This is a genomic window from Arthrobacter globiformis, assembly GCF_003261175.1.
Lineage (GTDB): Bacteria > Actinomycetota > Actinomycetes > Actinomycetales > Micrococcaceae > Arthrobacter > Arthrobacter globiformis_A.
On sequence record NZ_QLNP01000105.1, the window covers coordinates 147,566 to 164,025 of the forward strand.

The window sequence follows — 16,460 nt, forward strand, 5'->3', positions numbered from 1 at the left end:
CTGATGAAAGTGTGTCCCGGGCCGGTCGTAGCCCGGGGCTGGCCTTATATGTTTATGGAATTTACCCCAAGGCGGTTATAAAAATGTCCCTACTGACTGGTTCTTCGGTGCTCATCACCGGAGGTACAGGCTCTCTTGGCAAGGCTCTCATCAAGGAAATTCTGGACAACCATGACGTCCGCCGTCTTGTGATCATTAGCCGTGATGAGCTGAAGCAGCACGAGTGCCGCGCGATGTTCAACAACGACCCGCGACTGCGCTGGTTCATTGGGGACATCCGCGACCGCCAGCGTCTGGACCGTGCATTCCACAAAGTGGACTACGTCATCCACGCCGCCGCGCTCAAGCAGGTAGATACCGCTGAGTACAACCCGTTCGAGTACGTTCAGACCAATGTTCAGGGCTCGCAGAACGTCATCGACGCAGCCATCGATGCAGGCGTGAAGAAGGTCGTTGCCCTTTCTACGGACAAGGCCTCCAGCCCGGTGAACCTCTACGGTGCCACCAAGCTCTGCGCCGACCGACTGTTTATTTCCGGCAATCATTACGCCGCCGCCTACGACACCCGTTTCTGCGTTGTCCGCTACGGCAACGTCATGGGCTCCCGGGGCTCGATCGTTCCGATCTGGAAGCGGATGGCAGCCGAGGGCAAGTCGCTTCCCGTTACCGATGACCGCATGACCCGTTTCTGGATCACGCTGGACCAGGCCGTGAAGTTCGTGCTGGACTCTTTCGAGATTATGCAGGGCGGCGAGCTCTACGTTCCGAAGATCCCGTCAGTTCGCATCACGGATCTCGCCAAGGCCGTGGACGATAACGCGACGACCCACGAGATCGGCATCCGCCCCGGTGAGAAGCTGCACGAAGAGATGATCGCTGCTGATGATTCCCGCCGCACGGTGTCAGTCGGCAACCGTTACGTCGTCATGCCCCACCTCGGTGGCTGGGGCTATGAGACTCCTGCCGATGCCGAGCCCGTCAAGGACGGCTGGAGCTACCAGTCGGATGGAAACGAAAAGTTCCTGAGCATCGAAGAGCTCCGGGAAATGTTTGTCGCGGAAGGTCTGTAAAGCGTGCTTCCCTATGGTCGTCAGTCCATCGACGAGTCGGACGTGCAGGCGGTAGCTGAAGCCCTTCGGAGCGACTGGCTCACCACAGGACCGAAGGTGGCCGAGTTTGAAGCTGCGATTTCGGCTGTGGCCGGCGGTGCTAACGCCGTCAGCGTCACTTCGGGCACGGCCGCGCTGCACGTCGCGTATGTGGCGGCGGGCGTTCGGCCTGGGGACGAGATCGTGACCACGCCCCTGACCTTTGTGGCCACGGCTGCAACTGCCGCCATTGCCGGCGCGAAGATCATCTTCGCCGACGTCGATCCTTCCACCGGCAATCTTTCCCTGGATGCTGCCCGCGCAGCGGTGACTTCCAAGACACGGGCCATCACGGCCGTTGACTACGCGGGACTGCCGGTGGATGCTGCGGCGTTCAATGACCTCGCCCACTCCTCGGGGGCACTCTTCGTCGAGGATGCCGCCCATTCCGTGGGATCGCTGCTGGACGGAAACCCTGTGGGTAAGGTTGCTGACCTTACGACGTTTTCGTTTTTCCCGACGAAGAACATGACCACGGCGGAAGGCGGTGCGGTAGTTACCCCTCATGACGACCTGGCCACCAAGGCCCGGCTGTTCAAGGGCCAGGGGCTGGTCCGGGAGCAGGAGTCCCTTCGTTTCCCCGACGAGGGTCCCTGGCACCAGGAAGTGCATGAGTTTGGCCTCAACTACAGGCTTCCCGACGTGCTGTGCGCCCTGGGCATCAACCAGATCGCCAGGCTCCAGTCGTTCCGTGAGCGTCGGCAGCAGATCCATGACGCGTACAACGCGGCATTTTCGGACAATGACAACCTCACCATTCCGGGAACGGTGGATGGAGCGGTACCCGCATGGCACCTCTATCCTCTGCGGGTGGAGGCCGACCGCCGTCGGGCCATTTTTGAAGAGCTTCGTAGCCGCGGTATCGGTGTGCAGGTTAACTACATTCCCGCTTACTGGCATCCGGTGTTTGAGGATCTGGGCTACAAGCGCGGCATGTGCCCTGAGGCCGAGCAGTACTATCGCCAAGAGATTTCGCTGCCGCTGTACCCTGGCCTTACCGATCCAGAAGTTGAGCGCGTGATCGAAAACGTTCTGGCTGTAGTCGGCTCATGACGGAACTGACGTCGCCGCGTGTTGTTGCGGTCATTCAGGCGCGGGTGGGGTCCACCCGGCTGCCGGGCAAGGTGCTGCGCAACCTGGCAGGCGCGGCTGTGCTTGAGTGGGTTGTCCGGGCTGCCAAGGCTGCCCAGGGGATTGATCAGGTTGTCATCGCTACGTCCGTGGACGCCGGAGATGACGCTATCGCGAGCTTCGGGGCGGACCACGGTATCGAGGTGGTGCGGGGGAGCGAGGAGGATGTTCTTAGCAGGTTCCTTCTTGCTGCCGAGCTCTCGGGTGCAGATGCCGTCGTTCGTCTGACAGCTGATTGCCCCTTGCTGGACCCCATGGTGATTTCCCAGGTCGTGTCGTTGTGGCGGTGCGATCCCAGCATCGACTACGTCTCCACCACCCAGTACCGCTCCCTGCCCAGGGGCCTGGATGTGGAGCTTGCCACGGTTGCGGCGCTCACCGCAGCGGATAAGCGGACTGAGTCCTATCACCGTGCCCATGTCACGAGTGCCTTGTACGAAGAGGGGTCCGGCTTCAGCTGTGCGGCCCTCACGTTTCGTCCGACGACGGCGCAGTACAGGGTTACGCTCGACACCGCTGAGGACGCTGCACTGTTGGAGGAGCTCGCGCCGCTTCTGCCGCAGGTTCCGCCGCGCTGGCGGGATGTCGTGGGCATCCTGGATGAGCGACCCGACATCGTGGCCATCAACGCGCACATCGAGCAGAAGGCACTGAGCGAGGGCTGATTTTGCGGGTACTGCTCAGATGTGATTCGACGAAGGCGCAGGGCCTCGGCCACGTCATTCGAACCATGGCACTGGCGGAAGCTGCCCTGGCTGCCGGCCACAGCGTTCAATTCAGTGGTGATGTGGAAAGCCCTGTTGGCCGAGCCCTGATCGAGGATCTTTGCTCGGCCATCCACCCGATGCCAGACGGACCCGAAGCGGTAGCGCGGCTGGCCTGTGACGTGGGGGCCGACCTCGTTCACATAGATACGTACGCGGACCAGGGCGACTTGGTTGCGGAGCTGCGCACGGTGGGGGTACTCCTGTCATCGATGGAGGATGGAAGCTTCGGAAGGCGCCCGGCGGATCTTGTGATAGATCCCTCACCTGGCGCTGAACTTGCCTACCGGCCGGGGGACGGCTCCTACAGGCTGTTCCGGGGCGCAGGGGCAATACCGATCCGCCGTTCGATCCGGGAGCTTGACGGCGCCAAGACCGTCAGCCGGGGGCTGTCGGCGGGCAGGGACGTCATGATCGTGATGGGCGGCACGGACGCACGCGATATGACAGCCCGGTGCGTGGAGCTCTGGGCCCAGACTCGGGTACCATCGCGCTGCTTCGTCGTGGACCCGGGTGGCCGGCGGGGGTTTTCCGTCGAACTGACCGCTGGCCAGTCGCTTGAAGTGATCCAGCCCTCCCTGCAGGTTCCCCACCACTTCCCCTCGATGGATCTCGTGATCAGCGGAGCCGGCACTACAACCTGGGAGCTGGCGACGCTGGGCGTACCCATGGCCTTGGTGCAACTGGTTGAGAACCAGGCCGATAATTATGCGTTCGCAACAGGTAACGGAATGGCCCTTGGCCTTGGGAACGCGAGCATGGGGCAGCTGGACGAGCCATCAGCAGTCGCGGCGCTTCGGGGCCTGCTCCAAGACGATGTGCGACGTCTCCGTCTGGGAGTCCAGGCGCGGAGCGTGGTAGACGGCGGGGGAGCAGACGCGATCGTGCGGTACTGGGAGCAGATGGCGGCCGAGTCGGATGGAATCTCGGTCAGGCCCGCTGAGATCCATGACGCGGGGCAGCTCTTTGATTGGCGGAACGACCCGACTGTACGCCAGGTTTCGCGGGAAAAGGATGAACTGGCCTGGGACACACACCTGGCTTGGGTGTCTCGCGTCGTCAAGGATCCCGGAGTGTGTCTACTCATCGTGCAGTGCGACGGTCGGCCTGCGGGCACCGTGAGGTTCCATGTTCTCGAGGACGGGCATTGGGAAGTCTCCATCACGGTTGCTCCGACCATGCGGGGGCGAGGACGGGCCGCCCAGATTCTTTCGGAGGCAGAGCGCTATTTCCTGGAACGCCGTCCCGAAGCTGTGCTGCACGCCTCGATGCTTGACTCCAACATCGCGTCCTACAAGCTGTTCCGCAACGCAGGTTATGAAGGGAACCTCGACGGTTCCGGCGAGGAAAGCTGGTACCACCTCGTGAGGCGAGGCGGCACACTTCCCGGCCGGTGACCTGCGGAGAACCACATAGGTTTCTACGAAGCAGGGCCGATTGCTTCTTTTGAAGCGTATTGGCGATTCATGATGAAGAAATGACCCCTGGTCGGTGCATGCCAACCAGGGGTCTTCTGTCTACTGGCCGCAGCCAAACTGCGGAGGCGGCCTGCAGTCGCCTATGCTAAACGACGTCCCAGGTAAGGGGCGTGCCGGCTTCGCAGTCTTGGCGGAAGGGACGCCCAAGGACTGTTTCGTACATGGCGGGTTCAAGGCCTCCGGCGGGCCGGATGGAACGAACGTTCTCCGGCGATGCGAGTTCCCCCGCCCGCACGGGTTTGACTACGTACAGTGAACGCCGAAGTCGCTGACTCTCGGATTCGCTGGCAGTCTGCCGGATGACCGGCGATCCGAGGGCCTCCCACGCCGTCTGGCTCTCCTGAACCAGTGCGGCAAGCTCGTCCGGTTCGAGGGAGAAGTCGGAGTCGACGCCCCCATCCGCACGGCTCAGCGTGACGTGCTTCTCGATAACCGTAGCGCCGAGTGCAACTGCAGCAATCGCCGCACCGATGCCCATCGTGTGGTCTGAGAGCCCCACCTGGACACCGAAGGCGTCCCGAAGCACAGGGATGGTGCGCAAGTTCGACTCTGACGCTGCCGCTGGGTATGAGGACGTGCAGGCAAGGACCACGATCTGGTCGTTCCCCTCCGCCCGGATGGTCTGAACAGCGGTATCGATGTCCGTCATCGAAGCCGCGCCGTTGGACAGAATGATGGGCTTTCCGGTCCGGGCAACCAGCCGGAGGAGCGGCAAGTCGCCAATTTCGAGGGAAGCGATCTTGTAAAGCGGAGCATCGAGGGATTCCAGCAGTTCCACGGCAGATGCATCAAACGGACTGGAGAACGGGATCAGCCCCCGGGAACGCGCGCGTTCGAAAATCGGGGCATGCCACTCCCATGGAGTGTGAGCCTCCGTGTAAAGCTGGTACAGGTTCTTGCCACCCCAAAGCGGGTGGTCGGAGCTGATGTTGAACTGGGGCTTGTTGGAATCGATGGTGATAGTGTCCGCGGTGTAGCTTTGCAGCTTGACGGCCTGGGCGCCAGACTCGGCGACCATATCGACGATGTCAAGAGCGCGCTGCAGGTCACCGTTATGGTTGCCCGACATTTCGGCAATGATGAACGGCCGTTCGGAGTTGCCAATCCTGTGGCCGGACACTTCGTAGGATGCTTGCATTACTTACCTATCTCGCTTAGGCGCTTGTTTGACGCTGCTGGTGCGGGTGGAAGGAGGGCCTACCATGATGCTAGACCCCGCTTGCGGAGGACAAAAAAACCTGCTGCGGCGGCTGCGGCGGCCAGCACTGCGCTGACTATCCCGGCCGACACCGTGGTTGGGAGCAGGAAGTTTGCGGCAATGACCACGGTGGAGGCCATGGCGGCCGCGGCGAACGACCGGATGGGAATGAATCCTGGAAGCATTCGTGCGGCCAGAATGCAGTAGGCCATGCCCAGGCCCGCGAAGGTGGCCGCCTTGACTGCCCCCAGCAGCCAGTACTGCTCACCCTGCGCCGGGATAACGGCAACGACGGTTCCTGCAACGAGGAGGAGGGGAGTCACCCAGGTGAAGGCGCTGGTCTTCTGCCGGGCAAACATGACGGACATCGCCACCAAATAGAGGGCGTAACCACAGGCTGCGCCGGGCAAGACCTTGGCTAACTGCGTGACCTGGTGGTCTTCGCCTTTGAGGACCAGCATGCCCAGTGTCGCAGCAGCCGATGCGCCGATGGCGATCGCCCCACCCACCAAGGCGGTTTGGTTCCCTACTTTTCTGACTGTCTGCCCAAGATGTTCACCATGTGACGCTTCGAGGATGCGGGCCGTCCAGACGTTGTTGAGCCCGGAGAGGATGGCAAAAGGTCCCAAGGCGAACGCGGCGGCCGCCACGTAGCGACCGGCGGATTCTGAATCCTGGAAATGCTGCACCAGGAAGGTGTCCCCCTGCATCAGCAACATGATCGCGAAGCTGTGGGGCAGGACCGGCAGCCCAAGGCGAAAGGCTGACCGGACAGCTTTCTTTGCCTTGGAAGGCCAGAGCGGCGGTGCGAGTGCCATGCCCGCTATTGCTGTGGCCAGCATTCCGACGACGAAGGCAGCCATGTAGGTCGCGGAATCCGGCGAAATATAGCTGATGGCGAGCAATCCGGCCAAGTGGGATAGCAACGAGGCGCCGCCGCTGAGCAAGACAAATGCCAAGGCCCGGCCCTGGCTGCGGAGAATCGCCTGCGTACTGACGACGGAGCTCAGCAGCCCGGTTGCCAGGATGGCGCACGAGATCGTGATTGCAATGTCCCGGTCTGGCTCCAAAACGAAGTAGCCGACGGCTGCCAGGACTGAAAGTGTCAGACTGAGGATGATATTGGCGCCGTTGATCGCCCGGGCGTGGGTGGGTCCCTCTGAAGGCCCAAAATAAGCCCGCGTGATGGCAAGGGGCAAGCCGGCGGACAAGACAACCTGGCCGACCTGCAGGAGTACGGCCGAGAGGCCCACCCGGCCCCACTGTGTGGCGTCAAGAATTCTGATGGAAAACGGCTGCACCAGCAATGCACCCATTCCTTGCAGGGCAGCTCCCAGAAGATAGTAAAGGGACTGCCTGGCATGGGACGGGCGGGCTCGTGAGGATTTAGCCAACGTTGATGAAATCGGGAGCGACCAATCTTGTGGACACCGAACGGGGGAGTCTGTCCGGCAGGTGTTCGAATGGATCCTTCAGGAAGTGGAGGGGGGACAGCTTCGCCTCGTTGACTACGGGTCCGACTTTGCGTTGCTTCAGGCCCAGAATCGACTTCGCCTTTGTCCACGGGGCGCCGATCCAGTAATCGGCAAAGGGCCGAAGCCCGGGTGAATCCCAACCCAAAACGCTGCGCAGGTCGGAGGGCGACTTCATGTACTCCTGGCCCAGCTCTGCGTACGCGATCTTCTGCAGGACAGGAACCGAGATGCTTTCCTCGTAGAACTCGGGCCAAAGGCTTCTCAGGTACTCCTCAGACGATGTCTCCTGGACGCCGGCTATCTGGAAGTGCGGGCCATACAAGCTGACCGGGGTTTCTACTGCAGCGCCATATATCAGGGCGGTGGCGAGCCGGTTTGAAACCACCTTCTTGGAGCTCATCAGCAGCCACATGACCCGGGCAAGGAACGCAGGGTCGCGTCGTTCGCCGGCAGTTGTGATGCTGTGGCCGGCCTTTCGCCACGCTTCGACAATTTCGGGCTTCTGCAGATCGTCCACGTGCATGCAGACCAACGCCGAGCCCTCGCGCTCGAACACCTCCCTGGCGTACCCCTGGTGATCGCCTTCGACGTCGAGGAGTCGGGTCCCATGGAAAGGAAACACGACCGCGTCGATGGAGCGTTCTATCGCCGCCCCGCTGTTCCTGGCCATTTCGGCAAGATACAGAGCGGGCGACCCAATGGGGGTGCTGGCGAAACCCGTTTCACGCAGGGATTCCTCTTCGCTCCATCCGCGGGAAGCGTGGGTCCATGTGAACAGGTTTCCCAGGGGCGCTGAGTCGGCGAGGTCGGCGAAGTGCGTCCGGATCGGCGTTACGGGTGTCCATCCATGCTGCAAGAGCCCGGCCATGTGACGGGGGCGCTGCAGCCCTGCATAGCCTGCAAGCACGGCGGAATGGCCATAGAAGTGGTTCTGAATGTCCATTACCGGACGGGTCTCCTTAAGATCTACGCGGCAGTCGGCGCTGAAACGTAGCGCCAGCTACGGCACTCAGGCACGCATCGCTGTCATCAAGGCTAGCTTGTGCCGGCATTCAGGAGCACATTGCTGAATTCGCCGTTCGACGCGACACCGTACAGCCACATGCTGCCATCTTTGTGCCTTGCCAAGATGTTGGGTTGCCCGGCTTCGGCGAAAGCGCCAACCCCGGAAATAGACGAGAATACATCCCAACCGGCGCCTACCCGGCGCCGAGTCTGGAATCCTGCGTTCCCGTTCCCTGGGTACAACCATAGTTCACCTGACGATGATCTAGCCAAAATGTCCTGCTTGCCGTCGCTGGTCAGGTCCTCTGCGCTCACAACGGAGTTGAAGATGTTCCAGCCGGAGCCGATGACTTTGCGTGGCTGGAATCCGCCGGTGCCGTTACCCGGATATAGCCAAAGCTGTCCGCTGCCATCCCGGGCAATTACGTCGGCTCGGCCGTCTCCTGTCCAGTCGCCCGGCGACAGGAGGGAGTTAAAGGTATTCCAGCCGTGTCCGATCACCTTGCGCGGTTTGAAGTTCCCTAGTCCGTCAGTGGGATAGAGGTAGAGCGTGCCATCCTGCATGCGGGTGATGAGGTCGGGCTTTTGGTCGCCGTTGAAGTCGCCGGTGCTCACGATTGAGCTGAAGATATTCCAGCCGGCTCCGATCTGCTTCCGAGGCAACCAGCCTCCATGACCGTTACCGCGGTAGAGGTAGAGGATTCCGCTCCTGTCCGCGGCAAGAACATCGAGGTGCCCGTCACCGTCGAGGTCCCCGGCCTCCAAGACCGTGGAGAACGTCCCCCAGCCGGCACCTGCCTTTACCTTGTTTAGGTACCCAGTGGACCCATTGCCCACGTAGTTGCGGAGCTGCCCGCCCGAATCCCTGCGCAGCACGTCAACGGGGCCATCGCCATTCAGATCCTGCCCGCTGCGGACTTCCGCTGCACCGCCCCATCCGGTGCCCAGGAGGCGGCGGGCCAGGAATCGGCCGTCGCCGGTGCCGGGATAGAGGTAAAGATCCCCGCTGTAGGTCCGTGCGAGGAGGTCTGGGTTTCCATCTGAGTTGTAGTCCCCGGCGGCGCTGACGGAGTTGAAGACGCCCCAGCCGGTACCAATGGCGCGCCGGGGCAGGAACCCGTGAGTACCGCTGCCTCGGTAGAGCCACAATACGCCGTCTGAGGAGACAGCAGCCAGGTCATTCAGGCCATCGCCGTCAAAGTCGCCAACTCCATCCAGAGAGTCGAAGGTGTTCCAGGCGCTGCCGATTTGGATTCGTGGTCGTACCCCGCCCGTGCCGTCATTGCTATAAAACCAAAGCGTGCCGTCGCCCGACCGCGCTAGGATGTCTGCGGCACCGTCGCCGTCAAAATCCGGGCTGGCAAAGACGCGGCTGTATATATCCCAGCCAGAACCAATTTGTCTTGCGCTGCCGAAGCTTCCGTCCGCAAGGCCGAGCTGTAGAACGAGCGCTCCGCTACTGCTCCTGGTGACCAGGTCAGGCCGGCCGTCACGGTTCATGTCCTGGGGGGTGAGGGAAATGTGACTGGCGAACTGCTGCCCGGAGGCGAAGCGCTTCAAGTTCTCGTAGCTGCCATTCCAGACATTTGAATCGCCGGCAAAGGGGCCGCTGGGGCTGAACTGCCAGATGCTGTAATTACCCCAGCTGGAAGGGATGGCTCCAGGACTGTTGGTAGGGGCATCCGGATAGGAGGCAACCCATAGGGGGTAGTCACCGAAGCCAGGGGCATCATTGGTGCACTGCTTCCACCAATTTGTGTTCGTGTAGATGACGGGGAGCCGTCCGGTCAACGACCGCATGGTGTTGCCGAAGTCCCGGACCCACGCAACCAACTGTTGGGGCGTTTTGTCGTAGCAGGTGTCTCCGTGGTAGAAGCCGTTGATGGTCTGGCCCGCATAGGGATTGAATTCGAAGTCCAGCACTGGGGGCATCGTGTAACCGTCACCCGCCCAGCCGCCGCCGTTTGCCACGAAAAAGCGGGCCTGGTCAGCACCAGAGGAGGCGTTGGGGATTGCGAAGTGATAGGCGCCGCGAAGCATGCCTACGTTGCGGGCACCCTGGTACTGGGATGAGAAGCTGCCGCTGATGAAGTAATTGCCTTCGGTGGCTTTCACATATGCAAAGCGCGAGCCCATGTTCCATTGCTGTTGCCAGTTCACGGCGCCTTGGTGGCTGCTGACATCTTGGCCCTTGACGCCAAAGGACGGGACCCACGTAGCTTCTGTTACAGCATCGCGGCGCGACCGCACGGCAAGTGGATTGCCCTGGCCCATCTGGGCGCCGTCTGCGCCTGCCGCTGCCTGCATCGCGGCCTTCGCTGCTTCGGAATCGAGCTCGGTGCCCGGGGCAGGCTCCACGGGGGCGCTTGTTTCGCCTGCCGTGGCAGTCGGCGTTGATTCCACGGCTGAAGCCGGAACCGGCGCCCCAAAACCCGCAAGAACCACGAGGGCGAAAAGGCTAGCGCTGAACGGTCGAGCAGTCCTTCGCCATGCAGTTATGGTCTGTGTCATATATCCGCTCCGCAGTCCGGGCCGGTGGCCCCCAACAGGCCAGTAGGCGCGGCCGGGCGGACGCGGTTGGGTCGCCCCGCTCAGCCCAGCCCCCAAGGGGTAGTCCTTGGCGCGGCCTACCCTACCACTCTTGTTACTGCTGATGCTAATGATGGACTTGGTTCCAATGTGGTTTATGGGACCCGAAGCGTGGGCTTTTGCTACGGCAGCTCGTGCAGGGATTTCAGCGCCAATCCCTGCAGCTCTAGACTGGAGGCCATGAAGGTTTTGGTCACCGGCGGCGCCGGGTACATCGGATCACACACAGCTCTCTGCCTGCTCGAAGACGCACATGAGGTTGTCGTGCTCGACAACCTCATGAACTCGAACATTGAGGCAGTTCGCCGCGTTGAGGAGCTCGCCGGCAAGAAGGTGGAGTTCCGCGAGGTCGACCTCCTTGACGCTGAAGCTGTTGACCAGGTCTTCGCGGAGGGCGGGTTCGACGCCGTGATCCACTTCGCCGGCCTGAAGGCCGTCGGCGAGTCCGTGGCGAAGCCGCTCTGGTACTACAAGAACAACGTTGTGGGCACGCTCAACCTCCTCGAGAGCATGGACAAGGCAGGCGTCCGGAGGCTGGTCTTCAGCTCGTCAGCCACCGTTTACGGCGCCTCGGAGCACGTTCCCCTGATTGAAAAGTCTCCGCTGGACGCGACAAATCCCTACGGCCGGACGAAAGAGCAGATCGAGGACATCCTGTCCGACCTGAGCGACGCCGACCCGCGGTGGAGCATCGCACTTCTGCGCTACTTCAACCCCGTAGGTGCGCACGAATCGGGGCGCATCGGCGAAGACCCCCACGGCATCCCCAACAACCTTTTGCCCTTCGTTGCGCAGGTTGCGGTTGGACGGCGCGAGAAAGTCATGGTGTTCGGCAACGATTACCCCACGCCGGACGGGACAGGGGTACGGGACTACATCCATGTCATGGACCTCGCAGCCGGCCACTTGGCAGCGCTGAACTACCTGCAGACCAAGACCGGCTCGTTCCGCTGGAACCTTGGGACCGGCAGGGGTTCGTCCGTTCTGGAGGTCATCGACGCATTCGGTGCTGCTGCAGGGCATCCGGTCCCTTATGAGTTCGCACCCCGGCGGCCGGGGGACGCGGCCGTCAGCTACGCAGATGCCTCCGCCGCATTGGCAGACCTGGGCTGGTCCGCCCACCGTGACCTGGCGCAGATGTGCGCCGACCACTGGCGCTGGCAGAGTGCCAATCCGTACGGCTACGCCGGAGCAGAAGCGACTGAACCGGCGGCAGCCGCTACGTCCTAACCACGGCATCGCAGCTCAGTTATCCACATGCCTGAGTTTGTGCTTGGCTCACGGGATAGCATCCTTTAGCTTTAACCCAGATGTACTGCCTCCGCTGGGGGCGGCAGTCGTTCGGGGGAATTCATGGATGCAGTTCGCATTGTCGAGGATGAAGTCCGGGAGCTGATCCGTCGGCGCGGTCTCGATCCGTTGCACCAGACGGCCGAGGTCAGGCGGCTCGTGGAAGCGGCCGTGACCGACTATGACGAGCGTGCCCTCATGGGGCCGCTCCCGCCGTTGGGGCCGCTGGAGTCAGCACGCCGGTTTGTCTTTGACGCGGTGGCCGGGTTCGGTGCCCTCCAACCGTTTCTGGACGATCCGGGCATCGAGGAAATCTGGATCAACGCGCCCACTGAAATCTATGTCGCCCGGAACGGCGAATCCGAACTCACATCCCTGACCCTGACGGACCAGCAGGTGCGGGACCTCGTTGAGCGAATGCTGAAGAGCTCGGGCCGGCGGCTGGACATCTCATCACCCTTCGTGGACGCGGCACTGCCTGACGGATCGCGCCTGCATGTGGTCATCCCGGACGTCACCAGACGCCACTGGGCGGTCAACATCCGCAAGTTTGTTGTGAAGGCGACCAGGCTAGATCATCTCGTGGAACTGGGCACACTGACCCCTCAGTCCGGGCGCTTCCTGGGTGCCGCTGTCGCGAGCGGACTCAACATCCTGGTCTCGGGTGCGACGCAGGCGGGGAAGACCACGCTGCTGAACTGCCTGGCGGCCAGCATCGGCAGCCGCGAGCGAGTCATTACGGTCGAGGAGATCTTCGAACTGCAGTTTCCGCTGCGCGATGTGGTCGGGCTGCAATGCCGGCAGCCGAACCTCGAAGGCGAAGGCGAGATACCGCTCCGCAGGCTGGTCAAGGAAGCCCTCCGCATGCGCCCTGACCGCCTGGTGGTGGGCGAGGTCCGCGAAGCCGAGAGCCTCGACATGCTGATCGCCCTCAACAGCGGGCTGCCGGGGATGTGCACCGTCCATGCCAATTCAGCACACGACGCCGTAACCAAGATGTGCACCTTGCCGCTGCTCGCCGGGGACAACATTTCCAGCGCGTTTGTGGTACCCACCGTAGCCTCGTGCATCGACCTGGTGGTTCACTGCAGCCGCCTTGCAAACGGGCGGAGGCAGGTGACGGAAATTCTCTCCCTGGGCAGGCGGGTCGAGAACGGCATCATCGAGTCCTCAATGATTTTCACGACGATCGGCGGCCTGCTGGAACCGACGGCCAACACAATGCCGGCGGAGGAGAAATTCGCCAAGGCCGGTTATGAGGTCGCGGCACTCTTGGACCCGCGCTGATGGCTGCGCTGCTGGGGGTCCTGGTAGGAGCCGGTCTGTTCCTCATCTGGTGGTCGGCCTGGGACGAGCCCGCGCGTCCCAAGCGTGAACCGCGGGCAAGCCGTCTCCATGACCTGCTGTTGTCTGCCGGAATTGAAAAGGTCACCGGCGCCGGTCTCATCGGCAGCTGCCTGGGACTTGGCGCCTTCGGGACGCTGGCCTTCTTCGCTGTGAGCAGGTCCTTGCCCGTCTCTGTTTGCTTCGGCCTGTTCGGCGCCTGGCTTCCGGTGGCGGTGGTGAAATGGCGGGTCAAAAGACGAAGCTCCGTCCTGCGGAGAGCGTGGCCCGACGTCGTGGACCATCTGCGGTCAGCCATCCGGGCCGGGTTGTCACTGCCCGAAGCACTGATACAGCTGGGCGAAAAGGGGCCGGAGGAGCTCCGGCACGTATTTCGCGACTTCGGCTCGGACTACCGCTCGGGCGGCCAGTTCGACGCGTCGCTGAACAGGCTCAAGGAGCGGCTGGCGGACCCCGTAGCTGACCGCATCATCGAGGCACTTCGGCTGACCCGGGAGGTGGGCGGCTCCGATCTCGGCAAGCTGCTCGGGACCCTCGCCGAGTTCCTGCGCGAAAGTGCACGGACCCGGAGCGAGCTTGAAGCGCGGCAGTCGTGGACAATCAACGCTGCGCGGCTGGCCGTCGCGGCGCCGTGGATCGTCATGCTGCTGCTGGTCAGCCGTCCGGAGGCTGTGGCTGCATACAACACCCCCATCGGGGCGGCCGTGCTGTTGGGAGGCCTGGTTGTCTCGCTGGTGTGCTATTCAGTCATGCTGAAGATAGGAGCCCTTCCAGAGGAAGAGAGGGTGCTGCGGTGACCACCGTTCCAGCGGCTGCGATTGTCTGCGGTGCATTCCTGGGTGCCGGTCTGTGGCTCCTCCTTGTCAGGCTCCCATTCATGCGGTCCATCAGTTTCGTGGAACGAATCGAACCGCAGCTGCGATCCCAAAACCTCGAATCGAGGCTCCTTCGGGCGGAGGAACGCGTTCTCACTCCTTTTGGTCCCCTCGAACGCATACTCCGTCCGCTGATCAGGGAAGCCACAGCCAAACTGGCCAGGTTCAACCTTGGCTCCGCCGCCCTCAGCCGAAGACTTGCGCAGGCGCGCATCGACAAGTCGCCCTTGGACTTCCGGGCCCAGCAGCTCTTCTGGGGGCTTTGCGCATTCATTGCGGCTGTCAGCGTGATAGTGCTGGCCGCGCTCTCCGGGAGATTCAGCCCTGTCCTGGCCGTAGCGGTCTCCGTCGGTAGCGCGATCGGCGGATTCCTCTTCAGGGATTACTGGCTCGGGGTGCAGATCAAACGGCGGGAGGAGCGGATGGTGGCAGAATTCCCCAGCCTGGCGGAAATGATTGCGCTTGCTGTGGGCGCCGGGGAGAGTGCCACCGGTGCCCTCGACCGCGTGTGCAGGACCGCCCGGGGCGAGCTCTCCAAGGAATTCAGCAGCATCCTGGCCGAAACCCGTGCGGGCAAGCCCCTGGTGGAAGCGCTTCAGGAGTTTTCTGCACGCACCGATCTGGGGCCGCTCATTCGCTTTGTTGACGGCATCGTCGTGGCGGTGGAACGCGGCACACCACTGGCCGAAGTCCTCAGGGCCCAGGCCCAGGACGTCCGCGACACGGCCAAGCGTGAGCTGATGGAGTCCGCCGGCAAGAAGGAGATCGCGATGATGGTGCCGCTTGTCTTCGGTGTGCTGCCCCTGACAGTGGTGTTTGCCGTATTCCCCGGAATAGCGGCACTCAGCCTGAATTTTTGACGCCGCTGCTCCGGCAACCGTCGCAGTAGCCATATTCAACAAACAAGTAACTCCGAGAAAAGGGAAGCACATGACATTCATGGCCAGGCACGGACTTGCACTTGTCGCCGCAGTGGCGGCGCTGATCGGCCGCTCCTTGACCGCGGCCCCCCGGTTCCGGAAGACCTTCGCGGACCATCCTGAACGCGGGGATGTGCCCGGCTGGGTCATGATCACCCTGATGTCCGCGGTCCTTGTTGCCGCGCTGCTGGCCGTGGCCGGCCCGGCCTTGGAAGCCATGTTCAACCAGGCAATGGACACGGTTGGAAAGTAGCCCGTGAACGAAACCGGTGCGGCCACTTCCGGACGCGAGCGGGGTGCTGCCGTTGTCGACTTTGTGCTTGTGGGCGCCCTCCTGACGATGTTTTTTGTCTCCATCATTCAGCTCGCGCTCGTCCTGCACGTCCGGAACACACTTATCGATGCTGCGGCGTCCGGCGCCCGGCACGGGACCTTGGCCGACCGCACCGCGGAGGACGCCCGGCACCGCACCGGCGAGCTCATCGCCACGGCGCTCAATGCCGACTTTGCCCGCGACATTGAAACACGTGAAGTCGTGTTCCAAGGGCTGCGGACACTGGAGGTGACCGTTAAGGCCCCGCTGCCCGTCATCGGTCTCATCGGTCCGCGCGGAGGGCTGGAGGTCGCCGGGCATGCCGCGATCACCGGCTGACCGCAGGCGGCGCCACGTCACCAAGCAATGTGCGGACAGGTTTCGGGAGGCTCTGTGTGCCGGCCCTGGCGCTACACCCGGCGCTCACGGCAGCCTCGGCGCCCAAGGCGCCGCTGACCCCGGGAACGCAGGGGACGACGTCGGGCAACGGGGGAGTGCGGTCGTGGAGTTCACGTTCCTCGGACTGCTCCTCATGGTTCCCGTGGTGTACTTCATCATCACTGTTGGCCAGCTTCAGGGCGGCTCGTTCGCCGTGGTGGGCGCAGCGGACCAGGCCGCCAAAGTCTTCGTGGCCCAATCAGATGCAGCGTCGGGCCGGGCGGCCGCTGAGCAGGCCACCATGGTGGCCCTTGCTGACTATGGCCATCCCGCCGGGAACGCCAGCGTCGAGATCCACTGCGACTCCGGCGGCGACTGCACCGCGGCGGGCTCGGCGGTCACCGTCACCGTCCGCCTCACCGTGCCGCTTCCGCTCGCCCCCTTCGGAGAGGCGCTGCGCCTCAACGCCGGCCAGCTCAGCGCTTCGGCCACCCAGGTTGTGGGCAGGTTCCGTTGACGCCTCCTGCAGCCAACCGTACCTCCGCCGGGCCT

At 62.9% G+C, this 16,460-nt stretch carries 15 protein-coding genes; 11 read left to right on the forward strand and 4 right to left on the reverse strand.

What is annotated here, in order from left to right:
• Window positions 1-83 precede the first annotated feature (83 nt).
• The 4 genes from pseB to DBZ45_RS21455 all read left to right on the forward strand — a co-directional run bounded on the left by pseB (window position 84) and on the right by DBZ45_RS21455 (window position 4,440).
• Complete coding sequence (gene pseB, locus DBZ45_RS21440) at window positions 84-1,070, forward strand: UDP-N-acetylglucosamine 4,6-dehydratase (inverting) (RefSeq protein WP_190243218.1); 987 nt, start codon at window positions 84-86, stop codon at window positions 1,068-1,070.
• Between the two features lie 3 nt (window positions 1,071-1,073).
• The gene (locus tag DBZ45_RS21445) at window positions 1,074-2,201 is read left to right on the forward strand and encodes a DegT/DnrJ/EryC1/StrS family aminotransferase (protein ID WP_190243219.1); all 1,128 of its coding nucleotides are present in this window, start codon (window positions 1,074-1,076) and stop codon (window positions 2,199-2,201) included.
• On the forward strand, window positions 2,198-2,944 hold the full coding sequence (locus DBZ45_RS21450) for a cytidylyltransferase domain-containing protein (protein ID WP_111905830.1): 747 nt from the start codon (window positions 2,198-2,200) through the stop codon (window positions 2,942-2,944). The genes DBZ45_RS21445 and DBZ45_RS21450 overlap by 4 nt, the downstream gene beginning before the upstream one ends.
• A 122-nt stretch (window positions 2,945-3,066) precedes the next feature.
• Window positions 3,067-4,440 (forward strand): GNAT family N-acetyltransferase, encoded by a 1,374-nt coding sequence (locus tag DBZ45_RS21455; protein ID WP_190243220.1) that lies wholly within the window; start codon window positions 3,067-3,069, stop codon window positions 4,438-4,440.
• A gap of 166 nt (window positions 4,441-4,606) precedes the next feature.
• On the opposite strand, the gene pseI is transcribed toward DBZ45_RS21455, so the two are convergent.
• The 4 genes from pseI to DBZ45_RS21475 form a co-directional block, all read right to left on the reverse strand.
• Window positions 4,607-5,659: a pseudaminic acid synthase gene (gene pseI / locus DBZ45_RS21460; RefSeq protein ID WP_111905832.1), complete on the reverse strand. Its 1,053-nt coding sequence runs from the start codon at window positions 5,657-5,659 to the stop codon at window positions 4,607-4,609.
• Window positions 5,660-5,718: 59 nt separating this feature from the next.
• A complete protein-coding gene (locus DBZ45_RS21465) occupies window positions 5,719-7,113 on the reverse strand; it encodes an oligosaccharide flippase family protein (protein ID WP_223257211.1) in 1,395 nt (464 codons plus the stop codon).
• Window positions 7,106-8,137: a hypothetical protein gene (locus DBZ45_RS21470; protein WP_111905834.1), complete on the reverse strand. Its 1,032-nt coding sequence runs from the start codon at window positions 8,135-8,137 to the stop codon at window positions 7,106-7,108. The genes DBZ45_RS21465 and DBZ45_RS21470 overlap by 8 nt, the downstream gene beginning before the upstream one ends.
• A gap of 92 nt (window positions 8,138-8,229) precedes the next feature.
• Complete coding sequence (locus DBZ45_RS21475; protein ID WP_223257212.1) at window positions 8,230-10,602, reverse strand: FG-GAP-like repeat-containing protein; 2,373 nt, start codon at window positions 10,600-10,602, stop codon at window positions 8,230-8,232.
• 366 nt (window positions 10,603-10,968) lie between these two features.
• On the opposite strand from DBZ45_RS21475, the gene galE reads away from it, so the two are divergent.
• The 7 genes from galE to DBZ45_RS21510 all read left to right on the forward strand — a co-directional run bounded on the left by galE (window position 10,969) and on the right by DBZ45_RS21510 (window position 16,425).
• Window positions 10,969-12,018 (forward strand): UDP-glucose 4-epimerase GalE, encoded by a 1,050-nt coding sequence (gene galE, locus DBZ45_RS21480; RefSeq protein ID WP_111905836.1) that lies wholly within the window; start codon window positions 10,969-10,971, stop codon window positions 12,016-12,018.
• A gap of 123 nt (window positions 12,019-12,141) precedes the next feature.
• Entirely contained in the window at window positions 12,142-13,365 is a 1,224-nt protein-coding gene (locus DBZ45_RS21485) for a CpaF family protein (RefSeq protein ID WP_111905837.1), read from the forward strand.
• Window positions 13,365-14,219, forward strand: coding sequence for a type II secretion system F family protein (locus DBZ45_RS21490; protein WP_111905838.1), 855 nt, complete (start codon window positions 13,365-13,367; stop codon window positions 14,217-14,219). Before DBZ45_RS21485 ends, DBZ45_RS21490 begins: the two co-directional genes overlap by 1 nt.
• Window positions 14,216-15,157 (forward strand): type II secretion system F family protein, encoded by a 942-nt coding sequence (locus DBZ45_RS21495; protein WP_111905839.1) that lies wholly within the window; start codon window positions 14,216-14,218, stop codon window positions 15,155-15,157. The genes DBZ45_RS21490 and DBZ45_RS21495 overlap by 4 nt, the downstream gene beginning before the upstream one ends.
• A gap of 70 nt (window positions 15,158-15,227) precedes the next feature.
• Entirely contained in the window at window positions 15,228-15,470 is a 243-nt protein-coding gene (locus DBZ45_RS21500) for a hypothetical protein (protein ID WP_223257213.1), read from the forward strand.
• A 3-nt stretch (window positions 15,471-15,473) separates the two neighbouring features.
• A complete protein-coding gene (locus DBZ45_RS21505; RefSeq protein WP_111905840.1) occupies window positions 15,474-15,869 on the forward strand; it encodes a TadE family protein in 396 nt (131 codons plus the stop codon).
• The gene (locus DBZ45_RS21510) at window positions 15,850-16,425 is read left to right on the forward strand and encodes a hypothetical protein (protein WP_440130544.1); all 576 of its coding nucleotides are present in this window, start codon (window positions 15,850-15,852) and stop codon (window positions 16,423-16,425) included. The genes DBZ45_RS21505 and DBZ45_RS21510 overlap by 20 nt, the downstream gene beginning before the upstream one ends.
• The last annotated feature ends 35 nt before the right edge of the window (window positions 16,426-16,460 follow it).

Coding starts and splice junctions, on each gene's coding strand:
- pseB (WP_190243218.1), top strand. CDS start 84: ATGTCCCTACTGACTGGTTCTTCGGTGCTCATCACCGGAGGTACAGGC.
- DBZ45_RS21450 (WP_111905830.1), top strand. CDS start 2,198: ATGACGGAACTGACGTCGCCGCGTGTTGTTGCGGTCATTCAGGCGCGG.
- pseI (WP_111905832.1), bottom strand. CDS start 5,659: ATGCAAGCATCCTACGAAGTGTCCGGCCACAGGATTGGCAACTCCGAA.
- DBZ45_RS21470 (WP_111905834.1), bottom strand. CDS start 8,137: ATGGACATTCAGAACCACTTCTATGGCCATTCCGCCGTGCTTGCAGGC.
- galE (WP_111905836.1), top strand. CDS start 10,969: ATGAAGGTTTTGGTCACCGGCGGCGCCGGGTACATCGGATCACACACA.
- DBZ45_RS21485 (WP_111905837.1), top strand. CDS start 12,142: ATGGATGCAGTTCGCATTGTCGAGGATGAAGTCCGGGAGCTGATCCGT.
- DBZ45_RS21490 (WP_111905838.1), top strand. CDS start 13,365: ATGGCTGCGCTGCTGGGGGTCCTGGTAGGAGCCGGTCTGTTCCTCATC.
- DBZ45_RS21500 (WP_223257213.1), top strand. CDS start 15,228: ATGACATTCATGGCCAGGCACGGACTTGCACTTGTCGCCGCAGTGGCG.
- DBZ45_RS21510 (WP_440130544.1), top strand. CDS start 15,850: ATGCCGCGATCACCGGCTGACCGCAGGCGGCGCCACGTCACCAAGCAA.